Source organism: Rathayibacter sp. VKM Ac-2928, from assembly GCF_022815545.1.
GTDB classification, from domain to species: domain Bacteria; phylum Actinomycetota; class Actinomycetes; order Actinomycetales; family Microbacteriaceae; genus Rathayibacter; species Rathayibacter festucae.
In genome coordinates, this window is sequence record NZ_JALGRU010000002.1 from 453668 (window position 1) to 466792 (window position 13125).

Consider the following 13125-nt stretch of genomic DNA (forward strand, 5'->3'; position numbering starts at 1 on the left):
GCAACCCTACCGGTGGGCGCGCAGGACCTACCCTGGACGGATGAGCGACGAGCCGGACCCCCGCGAGCAGCCGGCACCCCGCGAGGACGCGGTCGGCCTGGACGACGGGGCCGATGCCGCTGAGACGGACCTCGAGATGCCGGAGCCGGACGACGTCGAGCCCGACGCCACCGAGCCCGTTGACGCCGAGCCGGAGGGCGCCGAGCCCGAGGGCCCCGCGCTCCTGATCGCTCTGGTGCCCGGCGTCACGCCGACCAAGTGGACCCGGGTCTGGTCCGAGCGCCGCCCCGACCTGCGGCTCCGCGTGCTCCCGATCGCGGAGAGCGAGCAGGAGGAGGTGCTGCACGACGGCCGCGCGCAGATCGTCTTCGTGCGCGGGGACGTGCGCAGCGACTCCGTCAGCTCGATCCTGCTCTACGAGGAGCAGCCCGTCGCGATCCTGCCCCGCGAGCACGCGTTCGCCGACGCCGAGGAGATGGACGTCGCCGACCTCGCCGACGAGCACCTGCTGCAGGAGCCGGAGACGGTGCCGGAGTGGGCGGCGCTCGCCGCGGAGATCGCGGACGGCACCCGCCGGGCGCTGCCGCGGATGGCCGGCCTCGACGACGCCGTCGAGCAGGTCGCGGCCGGAGTCGGCGTGCTGATCGTGCCGCAGTCCGTCGCCCGCGTGCACAGCCGGAAGGACGTGCGGGTCGTCCCCGTCACCGGAGTCGCGCCCACGAGCGTCCGGCTCGCCTGGGCGACCGAGGACAAGACCGACGACGTCGAGGACTTCATCGGCGTGGTCCGCGGCCGCAGCGCGAACACCACGCGCGGCACCGCGGCGACGCCGAAGGTCGAGTCGCGGGCGAAGGCGGCGAAGGCGAAGGCCCGCGAGGCGCGGGAGAAGCTGGAAAAGGCCGGCGGCGGGAAGAAGAAGCCCGCCCGCCCCGGCGGTACCGCGCGGCCGGCGGTGCGGCGGACCCGGAAGCCCCGTGGGCGCTGAGCTCGACGGGGTTCCGCGCTGGAGCCTCCGGGCGGGGCGGCTCGACGACGCCCCGGTGATCGCCGAGCTGCGCGCCGTCGTGATGCGGCCCGACCTCGAGCGGCTCGACCGCTACGACGAGCACCGGGTGCGGCACCGCTTCCTGGACGGCTACCGGCCCGAGCACACCCGCGTGATCGAGGCGGACGGCCAGGTCGTCGGCTGCATCGCGTCGCGACTCGAGGACGACGCGGTCTGGATCGAGCACTTCTACCTCGCGACCGCCGCGCAGGGGCGCGGGATCGGCGGGGCGGTCCTCCGGCGGGTGATGCTCGAGGACGGGCGCGCCGACCGGCCCTTCCGCCTCGACGTGCTGCGGGGGAGCGCCGCGCGCCGGCTCTACGAGCGGCACGGCTTCCGCTGGGAGCGGCCCGAGGGGGAGTGGGACGAGATTCTGGTGGCGCCGCCGCTCACTGCTGCGGCGGGCTGAGCGCACCTCCGGGGCACCTCCGGCTCGCGGAATCGGCTCCGGCTCGCGGGAATCGGCCGGTTCGACGAGCCGGACGAGGTTCTGCGTGCCGGAGGTCCACCGGTGGGTGTGCTCCCGGCCGGCGGGGCTAGGGTGCGCAGATGCCCACGAGCGATGAGACCTGGACCCTGGCCGACCACGATGTACCGGTGTACTGCAGCGGAGAGGGCGGGCGCGTCCTGATCCTGATCCACGAGGTGTGGGGGGTCGACGGCCACATCCGCTCGGTCGCCGACCGCTACGCGGCAGAGGGCTTCCGCGTCGTCGCGCCCGAGCTGCTCGCCGACAGCGGGCTGCTCGAGCAGCTCGAGACCGAGCAGCGCGCGGACTACGACCACCCGGTGCGCCGGCTGCCGCGCCAGGTGGAGCTGCGGACGTTCTTCGCCCCGGTGTTCACGCCGCAGCACGCGGTGCGGACGATCGCGATCCTCCGGGCGCTGGTCGAGCGGCTCCTGCGCGAGGAGGGGACGACGAGCGTCTCCGTCACCGGCTTCTGCTACGGCGGGACCTTCAGCTGGGCCCTCGCGCTCGCGGAGCCGCGCGTGGCCGCGGCCGTGCCGTTCTACGGGCACAACACGGCCTCGGCGGAGGAGCTCGGCTCGCTGCGCGTGCCGGTCCTCGCATTCTACGGCGACCAGGACGAACCGCTGATGGCGCAGGTCCCCGGGATCCGCGAGGCGACCGCGGGCAAGGACGTGGAGATCGTCGTGTATCCGGGAGCCGGGCACGCGTTCTTCAACGACGCGAACGAGGGCATGTACCGGGCGGACGCGGCGACGGACGCGTGGCCGCGTGCACTGGCGTTCCTGCGGGAGCACGCGGGCTGAGGCGGGGCCTCAGCGGGAGGCGCGGCCGACCGAGGAGCAGGCGCATTCTGCTGGTCGAGTAGCGCGCAGCGCGTATCGAGACCCGCTGTTCGAACGGTGGTGGATCTCGATACGCCCGCTGCGCGGGCTGCTCGATCAGCATGGGCTCAGGCGACGTCGCGGACGTGGCCGTTCTTGAGGTGCAGGCGGCGCTGGGCGCGACGGGCGACGGCGGAGTCGTGGGTGACGATGACGAGGGTGAGGCCGAGGTCCTTCCAGAGGGTCTCGAGCAGGGTCATGATGTCGTCGCGGGTGTCCTCGTCGAGGGCGCCGGTCGGCTCGTCGGCGAGGAGCACCGTCGGGTTCTTGACCAGTGCGCGGGCGATCGCGACGCGCTGCTGCTGACCGCCGGAGAGCTCGGCGGGCAGATGGTCGAGCCGGTCCGCGAGGCCGACGGAGGCGAGGGCCGCCTTTGCCCGCTCGGCCCGCTCCGCCCGCGGGATGCGCTGAGGAGCGAGGGCCGTCTCCACGTTCTCGAGCGCGGTGAGCGTCGGGATCAGATTGAAGCTCTGGAAGACGATCCCCACCTCCCGCGCCCGGATCGAGGCGAGACGCGCGTCGCCCGCCGAGGAGATCTCGTGCTCGCCGAGGACGACGGTGCCCGAGGTGGGCCGGTCGAGGGCGCCGAGCATCTGCAGCAGCGTCGACTTGCCGCCACCGGTCGGTCCCTGGATCGCGACCATCTGCCCGTCCGGGATCGTGAGGGTGACGTCCTTCAGCGCGGTGACCGTCGTCTTCGCGCCGTCGTAGCTCTTGGTGACGTTCGTGAGGGTGTACATGCGGGTGTCCTTCCGGGGACGAGGAGTCGAAGAGTCGAGGGGGTCAGCCGACCGAGCGGAGCGCGGCCGCGGGGCGCAGGCGCGAGGCGCGCCAGCCGCCGAGGGCTCCGGCGAGGAGTCCGCCGAGGACGGCGAGGCCGACCGCGAGCAGGATCACCGGCACGGTGACGGGGAGCGAGAGCGCCACCTCGGTGGCCGCGGCGGTCTGCGCGGCGCCGGGGCCGCCTCCGCCGAAGCCGCCGCCGGGACCGCCGGCGCCCATCGCCGAGGTGGTGGTGGAGGTGCCCGAGAGCGTGGGTGCGATCAGATTCACGATCGTGACGCCGACGAGCCCGAGGACGATGCCCGCGGCTCCGCCGATCAGCCCCTGGACGACGGACTCGCCGGCCACCTGGCGGACGATCGCGCCGTTGCTCCAGCCGATCGCCTTGAGCGTGCCGAACTCGCGGGTGCGCCGGGTGACGCCCGAGACGGTGAACAGGATCGCGATCAGGAACGCGGCGGCGAGGACCAGCAGCGAGAGCCAGGTGCCGAGGTTCGCCACGAGGCTGCCCGCCGTGGAGAGCGAGCCGGAGACGCTCGAGGCGAGGTCGGCCTGCGTTGAGACGGTCGCGTCGGGCAGCGCGGTCTGCAGGGCGGTCTGGATCGAGGAGATGTCCTCGGAGGAGGCGGCCTGGACGTAGACGGAGGAGATCAGTCCGGCCTGGCCGGAGAGAGTCTGGGCGACGTCGAGCGGGATGTACGTGTCGGAGGCGGTGCTCGCGTCCGTGGAGTCGGTCGTGACGATGCCGATCACGCTGAAGTCGGTGCCGCCGATGTCGACGGTCGAGCCGACGGACAGCGCGGCCGTGGTCGCGTAGGAGGAGTCGACGACGACGACGTTCTGGCCCGCGTCGTCCGCGGTGAACGTGCGGCCGTCGGTGAGGCTCACGTCGGCCAGGGGGCCGATCGCGGAGCCGGCCGGGTCGAGGCCGAGCACCGAGAAGGAGTCGACGCCGAAGGAGGAGCCTCCCGCGCCGTCCGGGCCGCCCGTGGGCGCCTCGCCAGCCGCCGGAGCGGTGCCTGCGGCGCCCTGACCCGCGGTGCCGCCGGTGCCGCTGGTGCCGCCCTGCTGGGCGGAGTCGGGCAGCTGTCCGCTGAAGGTCGTGTTGTTCAGCGCGAGGACGCCGATCGCGGCGGAGACGTCGGTCACGCCCTGCGCGGTGGCGACGGCCGAGGCGTCGAAGGTGGTCGTGCCGCGGTCGGCCTCGAGGCGCGACTGGCTGACGGAGGTGGTGCCGTCGTCGGTCGTCCCGTCGGTCGAGCCGAAGTCGAAGCGCTGGCCGGGGGCCTGCCCCTCCGTCGGGGCGACGGCGGCCTGGGTGACGGTGATGTCGGTGCCGACGCCGTAGACGGACTCGAGGACCGAGGCCTGGGCGCTGCGGACTCCGGCGGAGAACGAGGTGACGAGGATCACGAGGGCGATGGCGAGCGCCATTCCGGCGGCGATGATCATCGTCTGCCGGCGGCGGTTGGTCAGCTCTCGCCGGAGATAGGTGGCGAACATGGCGTCCTTCGGTCGGGGAGGCCGAGCGGTGGGGTCCGCTCGACGTCCCGACAGTAGGAAGGCGCGCTATGCGGCTCGTCTCGGTCGTCTATGAGTCGCCGATGTGCGCCGCCGGGCCCGTCGGCTCGCCATGGGGTGCCGTGCCGGTCAGCGCCGCTCCGCGCCGGGACGGAGGAGCCCGGCGACCAGCTCGAAGGTCCGCTCCGGCGCCTCGAGGTGCAGGTCGTGGTGCACGCCGGGGACGCGCCGCACGCCCCAGCCCGCCGCCTCGAGCCGGTCGACGACGGCATCGGGCAGCACGGCGGGCGAGTCGTCGGAGAGCACGAGGACCGACGGCACGGCCGGAGCGCCGACCGCGACCGGGTGGAAGGCGACGTCGCGGAAGACGCCGATCGCCATCGAGGCGTCGAACCGGCCGCGCGCGTCATCCAGCGCGGCGCGGATCTCCGGCGGGTAGCCGCGGCGCACCGCGGCCCCCTTGCGGGCCTGCACCAGGCCGGCGACGCCCATCGTGAGCTGCGGGACCGCCCAGAACAGCCGCCCCGCGATTCCGGCGGTGGGCAGCGCGAGCGCGAAGCCCGGATCGAGGTAGACCGCCTGCGCGGGGCGGAGGCGCGGCACCGCGCGCACCAGCACCGCGCCGCCGAGCGAGTGCCCGACGACGCCGTCCAGGCCCGCCGGCAGGGTCTCGACGAGGTCGTCGGCGAAGTCGTCGAGGCGGTAGCGGGAGGCGCGGTCGCTCAGGCCGTGCCCGCGGAGGTCGACCGTGGTGACGGTGTACTCGCCGGTCGCGACCAGCCGCTCGGCGAGCGGCGCCCAGGTCGCCCCGTCGGCGCCGAGGCCGTGGACGAGGGCCAGCCGGCGCTCGCCGTCTCCGGTCGTCGTGGTGTGGAGTCGCATCGGTCCGTCTTTCTCGAGGGGCGGCCAGGGGAGCAGGGGGCGGCGGACGCAGGTCGGCCCCGGGACCCCGCCGCGGGTCCCGGGGCCGTGCCGGTCAGCGGACCGACTTGATCGGGATCACCGCGAGCGCTCCGAGCACCACGAACACGATGCCCGAGACGAACAGCACGGGGTAGCCGCCGGTGAGCGAGACGAGCCCGGCCGCGATCGAGGGGCTGAGCGCTTGGGGGAGCGTCGTGGCGAGGCCGAGGATGGCGAGGTCGCGGCCCGCGGTGCTGGCGCCGGAGGTCATCGAGACGGGCAGCACCTCGGTCATCAGGGCGAGGTCGATCGAGATGTAGGCGCCGAAGCCGAGGCCGAGCAGGAAGCTGTAGATCAGGATGCCGGTGGTGGTCGGCAGCACCAGCGGGACGGCGAGGCCGATCGCCATGATCACCGAGGCCCAGACGATGAAGGGCTTGCGGCGCCCGATCCGGTCGGACAGCACTCCGCTGGTGAGCGCGGAGATCAGCACGCCGAGCAGGAGCACGATGCCGATCTGCGCGGCGAAGCCGTTGGACGCCTCGTCGCTGAGGCCGATGTAGTCGCGCAGGATGTAGAGCCCGAAGGTCTGCGCGCCGTAGAAGCCGATGACCATCAGGAAGCGCGCGGCGAAGGCCCAGGCGAAGTCGGGGTGCTTGCGGGGGTCGACCCAGAAGCCGCGGAGGAACTCGCCGAGGGTCTGGCGGGGAGCGGCGACGTCGTCGCGGCTGGAGCGGTCGGGGTTGACCACGACGAAGAGCGCGACGATCACGAGCAGGAGCACAGCGAGGACGACGTAGGGCAGGGCGCCCGAGCCGACCGTGGAGCCGGCGATGACGGCGCCGGCCGCGTTGCCGACGGTGATGCCGAGGCCGATCATTCCGGAGACGCCGCCGCGCTTGGCCGCGGGGAAGCGGTCGGGCACCAGGGCGGTCGCGGCGGCCTGCAGGGCGTTGAGGCCGAGCTGGACCACGAGCCAGATCACGGCGACCATCACCACCGAGCTCGCCAGCGGGAGGCCGAGGACGAAGCCGCCCGCGAGCAGCGCCCCGCCGATCATCCAGGGGGAGCGGCGGCCGAAGCGCGAGCGGGTCGCGTCCGACAGCGCGCCGGCGATCGGCTGCGCGAAGACGTTGGCGAGGAAGGCGACCGTGGTGACGATCGCGAGGTTGCCGATCTTGTTCGCGGCGTCGAGGTCGGCGACGAGGTTCGGGATGAGGATGCCGAGGCCGCCGGAGTTGATCGCGAGGATCGCGACGTAGACGAGGGCGAGGCCGACCGAGAGCCGGCGCAGCCGGAGCGGTCCGGTGAGGACGGGCGGGGTGTCGGCGACGGCGGCGGGGCCGGCGCTGCCGGGCGTCGGCGCGACGTCGGAGAGGCCGTGATCGGGGTGGGGAACGACGTTGTTCATGGGGAGCTCCTGAGCTGGGGGCGGCGGTGCCGCTCGGGGACGCTCCACTCTCGGTCCTCCCCGCCCTCGCCGACAATGGACGGACCTTCCACTCTCGAGCCTCAGGGTGGAGGATGCCTCCATGGCACGGCAGCAGTGGCTCGACCTCCTCGCGGACCAGGCCGACCTGCCCGCGCTCGAGGCGCACCGCGTCGCGCTGCTGGCGGCGGGCGCTCAGGAGTCCGTCGTCGACGCCGAGGCGCGCGCGGCCGTCGAGATCGCGGTGCTGCTGCAGGAGCGGCGCCACCGGGCGGTCGAGCTGGCGGCACTGAACGACATCGCAGGCCGGCTCGCCTCCGTCGCCGATCCGGGCGAGCTGCTGGTCGAGGTGGTCGACCAGGCCCGGCGGCTGCTGGGCGTCGACCTGACCTACGTGGTGCTGATCGCCGAGGACGACCTCGAGATCCGGGTCGCCAGCGGGGACCGCTCGGCGCACCTGGTCGGCGTGCGCCTGCCGAGCTCGGCCGGGCTCGTCGGCGCCGTGCTCGACGCGGGAGCGCCCCGGTGGACCTCGGACTACGCGGCGGACGAGACCCTCGTCCACGAGCCGCGCGCCGATCGCGCCGCCGCCGCCGAGTCGATCCGCGGCCTGCTCGGCGTGCCGCTCAGCGTGCGCGGGCAGATCCTCGGCGTGCTGCTCGCCGCCAAGCGGGAGGAGCGGCGCTTCGGGCAGCACGAGATCAGCCTGCTGACGGCGCTCGCCGCGCACGCCGCGGTCGCGCTCGACAACGCCAGCAGAGCGCAGGAGCTGCGGGCCGCGCGCGACGGGCTGGCGGCGACGCTGCGCCTGGACGCCGAGCTCACCGCGGCCGTGCTCGCGGGCGGCGACCCCGACTCCCTCGTCGAGCGGGTGCGGGCGATGACGGACGCGCCGGTGCGCTGGTTCGCGCACCCCGGTGCCGGGCCGATCGGGGTGGCGCTCGCCCGAGCGGGCGAGTCGGGCGATCCGGGCCGGATCCGGGTGGGAGAGGCGCTCGTGCAGCCGGTGCTGGCGGCGGGCACTCTCTTCGGCGCGCTGGTCGTCGACGACGCGGAGTCCGCCGACTCCGCTGCACCCGCCGTCGATGCGGCGCTGCTCGTCGAGCGCGCCGCTCCGCTGATCGCGCTGACCCTCGCCGGCGCTCGGGCGACCGCCCGCGCGGTGCAGCTCGGCCGCGACATCGCCACGATCGACCTGCTCAGCCGGAGCGAGGAGGACCCGGCCGCCGAGAGCCGGCGCTGGTGGGGAGCGGGCCTCGATCCCCGTCGGGCGCACCTCGTGGTGGTCGCGGGCGGCGACCCCGAGCGCGCCCGGCGGTACGTGGCGGGCCTGCGCCTCGGCGAGCGCGTCGCCTCGGCGGTGCACCGCGGTCAGCTGGTGCTCGTCGTCCCCGCCGACCTCGACCTGTCTCTGCGCTGGGGCGGCGAGGAGGCGCCGGCGGCGGGCCTGGCCGGGCCAGTGCTCGAGCCCGCGGGGCTGCGCGCGGCGCACGCGGAGGCCAGCCGGACCGCGCGGGTCATGACGACGCTCGGCCGGACGGCCGTGCTGGCGCGGGCGGCCGACCTCGGCGTCTTCGCGGTCCTGCTCAGCCGCACCGGCCGGCAGGAGCTGCGCGACCAGACGGCGCGCGAGCTGGGGCCGGTGCTCGCCGAGGAGGCCGCGCGCGGCGTCCCGCTGCTCCGGACGCTCGAGGTGTTCCTCGACCAGGGCCGCCGGCCCACGGCCACCGCAGCGGCGCTGCGCGTGCACGTCAACACCGTCTATCAGCGGCTCGCGGCGCTCGACCGGCTGCTCGGCCGGGAGTGGCGGGGGCGGGCGCTGGAGCTCCAGGTGCTGCTGCGGTTGCGGCGCGCCGCGGAGGACCTCGACGACGCCTGAACCGGCGGGACGTCCGGAGACGCGACCGGCGGGGGAACCGTCCGGGGCCGACAGCGGCGCGCTGTTTCGCGACGCCTGATCCGCCTCCTCGGCGGGTCCGCTCGCCTCGGCGAGGAACGCGACCGAGGCGCCGCTCGCCGGATCGGCGCTCGGCGGCGCCCGGAACGGCGCGGATCCTCGCGCGCGGCCGTGCAGGCGGCTCTCAGCCCGGAGACAGGTTCTGCCGGATTCGAGTGATCCTCGCCGTGTTCGCCGGGATGGATCGAAAGGGGGACAGCTCCCTAGCTTTCCCCTTGTCCGGTCGCGGGGGTCTCCTCCGACGCACGGCCTCCGCTCCGACTCCTCGAAAGGGAACCCGTGCCCGAGAACTCCCTCTCCCGCCGCTCGCTCGCCAAGACCGCCGCCTGGAGCGTGCCGGTCGTCGCCGTCGCCATCGCCACTCCCGCTGCCGCCGCGTCGAACGCGACCGTCGACATCGTCGTCTCGAAGAGCTGCGCGACCATCGGCCTGCTCGGAACCTTCCCCGAGTTCACGATCAGCGCCGCCTCCGGGAACATCCCGGCCGGCACCACCTTCACGCTCTCGGGCCCGTCGCTCGCCGACGTGACGCTGACGGCGACCGCGGCCTCCGTCGGCGTGCTCGTCGGCTCGAACCGCACGATCACGATCGGCAGCGCCACGCCGTCCGCCACGGTGCGCTTCACCGGAGTCCTCGGAGCGTTCGTCGCGACCAACTTCACCCTGTCTCTGGCCAGCGTCCCGGCCGGCTACACGGAGTCGAACGCGGGCAACAACTCCGCCACCGCCCGCCTGACGGGCCTCGGCAACCAGGCCCTCGGCTTCACCGGTCTCTGCAACCTGCTGCCGATCATTCTCTGACCCCACTGCCACAGAAGCGCCAGGACCGGTTCGGGGTCCTGGCGCTTCTGCGTTCCCGGACGCGCTCGCGCCGTCGTTCCCGTCCTCGGGGCTTCCCCCTGCCTCCCGCGCGGCCCTAGGCTCGCGCCACCCGGTACGAACCGATGGAGGCGCGATCATGACGGCGACCAGCGAGAAGACGGCACCTCCCGAGCTCAAGCGGGTCCTCGGTCCCAAGCTCCTCCTCCTCTTCGTGGTGGGGGACATCCTCGGCACCGGCATCTACGCGCTGACCGGGCAGGTCGCCTCTGAGGTGGGCGGTGCCGCCTGGCTGCCGTTCGTGATCGCCTTCGTCGTCGCGACGCTGACCGCCTGCTCCTACCTCGAGCTGGTGACCAAGTTCCCGCAGGCCGCCGGCGCCGCGCTCTACGCGCACAAGGCGTTCGGGATCCACTTCGTCACCTTCCTGGTCTGCTTCACCGTGATGGCGAGCGGGATCACCTCGGCCTCGGCCGCCTCCGGCGCGTTCGCGAGCAACTTCGCGATCGGCTTCGGCCTGGGCGACGGCGCGGGCACGCGGCTGAGCATCGCGCTGATCTTCATGGTCTGCATCGCGCTGGTCAACCTGCGCGGAGTCGCCGAGAGCGTCGGCCTGAACGTGGTGCTCACCCTGATCGAGCTGTCGGGCCTGCTGCTGGTGATCTTCGTCTGCTTCTTCGCGGTCTTCGGCGGCCAGGCCGACTTCTCCCGCGTCGTCGCGTTCGAGACGCCCGAGGACAAGTCGCTCCTGCTCGCGGTCAGCACCGCCACCTCGCTGGCCTTCTTCGCGATGGTCGGCTTCGAGGACTCGGTCAACATGGCCGAGGAGACCAAGGACCCGAGCCGCATCTTCCCGAAGGTGATGCTGACCGGTCTCGGCATCACCGCCGTCGTCTACGTGCTGGTCTCGACGCTCGCCGTCGCGATCGTGCCGATCGGCGAGCTGGCCGGCAACGACACGCCGCTCGTGACGGTCGTGGAGACGGCCGCGCCGGACTTCCCGATCTCGACGCTGCTGCCCTTCATCTCGCTCTTCGCCGTCGCGAACAGCGCGCTGATCAACATGATGATGGCCAGCCGCCTGCTCTACGGGATGAGCAAGCAGGGCGTGCTGCCGCCGTTCCTGAAGAACGTGCTGGCCGGCCGGCGGACGCCGTGGGCGGCGATCCTGTTCACCACCGTCCTCGCGCTGCTGCTCACCGCGTACGTGTCGCGCGACCCGTCCGACCCGATCGCGGTCCTGCTCGGCGGCACCACGTCGCTGCTGCTGCTCGCGGTCTTCGCGGTGGTGAACGTCGCGGTGCTCGTGCTGCGGCGCCAGCCGGTGGAGCACGCGCACTTCCGGACGCCGACGGTGCTGCCGGTGCTCGGTGCGATCGCCTGCCTCTACCTGGTGCTGCCGATCACCTCCGGCCGCGACATCGCGCAGTACGAGATCGCGGGCGTGCTGCTCGTGATCGGCGTGCTCCTCTGGTTCGCGACCTTCATCGACCGCCGCGTGCGCGGCTACGCCCGCTCGGCCGTCGTCGACCCGGAGGAGTTCGACGCCGACCCGGCCGACGAGCCCGCGCCGTCCTCCGAGCGCTAGGTGCACTTAGCCGCGGGAGTCGACGCGCAAGCCCATGCTGGTCGAGTAGCCCGCGGAGCGGGCGTATCGAGATCCACCGGCGCCGGAAGTGGAGTCTGCAGACCCAGCCTGCTGAGGACGGTGGGTCTCGATACGCCCCTGCGGGGCTACTCGACCAGCATGTCGGGGAGCCGCCCTCTGCTGGTCGAGTAGCCCGCGGAGCGGGCGTATCGAGATCCGCCCACCGTCTGAAGGAAGAGTCTGCAGACCAGCCCTCGTGAGGACGGCGGGTCTCGATACGCTCCGGCGGGGCTACTCGACCAGCTCGACGTCCGCGCCGACGCCCGCGAGCAGGTCCCAGAACTCGGGGCAGGTCTTGTCGACGGAGCGCGGGTGGTCGAGCGCGGCGCCTGCTCCGCCGAGGGCGACGAGGGCCGTGGACATGGCGACGCGGTGGTCGTCGCGGGTGCCGATCTCGGCGAAGCGCGGGGGGCCAGGCTGGATCAGCCAGCCGTCGGGCCGCTCCTCGACCTCGATCCCGAAGGCGGTCAGCGCGGCGGTGAGTGCGTCGATCCGGTCGCACTCGTGCTGGCGGATGTGCTCCACTCCGACGATCTCGGTCGGGGCGTCGGCGAAGACCGCGAGCGCGGCGGTCGTCAGCGCGACGTCGGAGCAGTCGTTGAGGTCGAGTCGCGCACCGCCGCGCAGGCGGTCGAGATCGCCGGGCCGTGTGACGGTCACGCCGCGACCGCCGTCGTTCCAGACGCTCTCGCAGCCGAACCGCTCGAGGATCTCGAGGAAGCGCGTGTCGGGCTGCCGGCTAGCGCGCTCGACGTTCGGCAGGTGGATCGACCCGCCGAGGATCGCGGGGAGCGCGGCGAAGTAGGAGGCGGTCGACGCGTCCGCCTCGATCTCGAGGTCCACCGCGGAGGTGGGCCCCGCGTGCACGGTGATGGCGCGGCGGTCGGCGCTCCGCTCGACGGTCGCGCCGAAGCGGCGGAGCGAGTCGACGGTCATGTCGACGTAGGCGCCCTGGACGACGGCGCCTCGCGCGCGGACGATGATGTCGCGGTCGAGCAGCGGCGCCGAGAGGAGCAGCCCGCTGAGGTACTGGCTGGAGACGCCGCCGTCGACCTCGATCGCCGCCGGCGCGTGGCCGCCGCCCCGGACGCGAAGCGGGTAGCGGTCGGGCTCGCCGAGGGCGGTGAGCGCGCCGGGGAACGCCTCGAGCGCGGCGAACAGGCCGGCCATCGGGCGCCGCGTCATCTGCTCGCTCGCGGTCAGCGTCCACTCGCCCGGCCCGCCGAAGGCGAGGAAGCAGGGCAGGAAGCGGGCGATCGTGCCCGCCGAGCCGACGTGCAGCTCAGCCCGATCGACAGGGCGGAGGGCACCGAGCCCGGTGATCGAGATCGCGTCGTCCTCGTCGATCGCGGTGGCGCCCAGTGCACGGGCGACGGTCGCGCCGTGCCGGGTGTCGTCGCTGGGGAGGGGGCGCCGCAGCACCGACGTGCCCTGCGCGGCGAGGGCGAGGACGATCGCCCGGTTCGTCAGGCTCTTGCTTCCGGGGACAGTGACGAAGCCCGAGACGGCGGCGTCCAGCGGCCGCACGATCGCCCGCGAGGAGTCCGGCATCGTTCTGCTCCGTCCGTCCGGGCGCGCGAGTGCACGCCCGCTGCACGATAGCGGCGGGCGATCCGCCCGCTGTCCGTGGTGGCGCGCGGTGCGGCGGTCGTCGTCGCGCTTCTCCG

At 73.7% G+C, this 13125-nt stretch carries 11 protein-coding genes; 6 read left to right on the plus strand and 5 right to left on the minus strand.

Annotated elements, in window-relative coordinates; translation table 11 throughout:
• The first annotated feature begins 40 nt into the window (after positions 1 to 40).
• The 3 genes from MT350_RS09715 (at position 41) to MT350_RS09725 (ending at position 2320) form a co-directional block, all read left to right on the plus strand.
• Entirely contained in the window at positions 41 to 985 is a 945-nt protein-coding gene (locus MT350_RS09715) for a LysR family substrate-binding domain-containing protein (protein WP_243615837.1), read from the plus strand.
• A complete protein-coding gene (locus MT350_RS09720; protein ID WP_243598356.1) occupies positions 975 to 1454 on the plus strand; it encodes a GNAT family N-acetyltransferase in 480 nt (159 codons plus the stop codon). The genes MT350_RS09715 and MT350_RS09720 overlap by 11 nt, the downstream gene beginning before the upstream one ends.
• A 140-nt stretch (positions 1455 to 1594) precedes the next feature.
• Positions 1595 to 2320, plus strand: a complete 726-nt coding sequence (locus tag MT350_RS09725) for a dienelactone hydrolase family protein (RefSeq protein WP_243598357.1) — start codon at positions 1595 to 1597, stop codon at positions 2318 to 2320.
• Positions 2321 to 2466: 146 nt separating this feature from the next.
• Here the strand turns inward: MT350_RS09725 and MT350_RS09730 are convergent, their stop codons facing one another.
• From MT350_RS09730 to MT350_RS09745, 4 genes are all read right to left on the minus strand, one after another.
• Positions 2467 to 3138 carry an ABC transporter ATP-binding protein gene (locus tag MT350_RS09730; RefSeq protein WP_243615838.1) on the minus strand — a complete coding sequence of 224 codons (672 nt, stop codon included), beginning with the start codon at positions 3136 to 3138 and terminating at the stop codon, positions 2467 to 2469.
• A gap of 43 nt (positions 3139 to 3181) precedes the next feature.
• Positions 3182 to 4684: an ABC transporter permease gene (locus MT350_RS09735; RefSeq protein WP_243598359.1), complete on the minus strand. Its 1503-nt coding sequence runs from the start codon at positions 4682 to 4684 to the stop codon at positions 3182 to 3184.
• A 147-nt stretch (positions 4685 to 4831) separates the two neighbouring features.
• Entirely contained in the window at positions 4832 to 5584 is a 753-nt protein-coding gene (locus MT350_RS09740; RefSeq protein ID WP_243598360.1) for an alpha/beta fold hydrolase, read from the minus strand.
• A gap of 94 nt (positions 5585 to 5678) precedes the next feature.
• Complete coding sequence (locus MT350_RS09745) at positions 5679 to 7016, minus strand: MFS transporter (RefSeq protein ID WP_165909138.1); 1338 nt, start codon at positions 7014 to 7016, stop codon at positions 5679 to 5681.
• A 121-nt stretch (positions 7017 to 7137) separates the two neighbouring features.
• On the opposite strand from MT350_RS09745, the gene MT350_RS09750 reads away from it, so the two are divergent.
• The 3 genes from MT350_RS09750 (at position 7138) to MT350_RS09760 (ending at position 11398) form a co-directional block, all read left to right on the plus strand.
• A complete protein-coding gene (locus MT350_RS09750; RefSeq protein WP_243598361.1) occupies positions 7138 to 8913 on the plus strand; it encodes a GAF domain-containing protein in 1776 nt (591 codons plus the stop codon).
• 357 nt (positions 8914 to 9270) lie between these two features.
• Positions 9271 to 9792 carry a hypothetical protein gene (locus MT350_RS09755; RefSeq protein WP_243598362.1) on the plus strand — a complete coding sequence of 174 codons (522 nt, stop codon included), beginning with the start codon at positions 9271 to 9273 and terminating at the stop codon, positions 9790 to 9792.
• A gap of 157 nt (positions 9793 to 9949) precedes the next feature.
• A complete protein-coding gene (locus MT350_RS09760; protein ID WP_243598363.1) occupies positions 9950 to 11398 on the plus strand; it encodes an APC family permease in 1449 nt (482 codons plus the stop codon).
• Between the two features lie 291 nt (positions 11399 to 11689).
• Here MT350_RS09760 and aroA read toward each other — a convergent pair whose 3' ends face one another.
• On the minus strand, positions 11690 to 13009 hold the full coding sequence (gene aroA / locus MT350_RS09765) for a 3-phosphoshikimate 1-carboxyvinyltransferase (RefSeq protein ID WP_243598364.1): 1320 nt from the start codon (positions 13007 to 13009) through the stop codon (positions 11690 to 11692).
• Positions 13010 to 13125 lie beyond the last annotated feature (116 nt).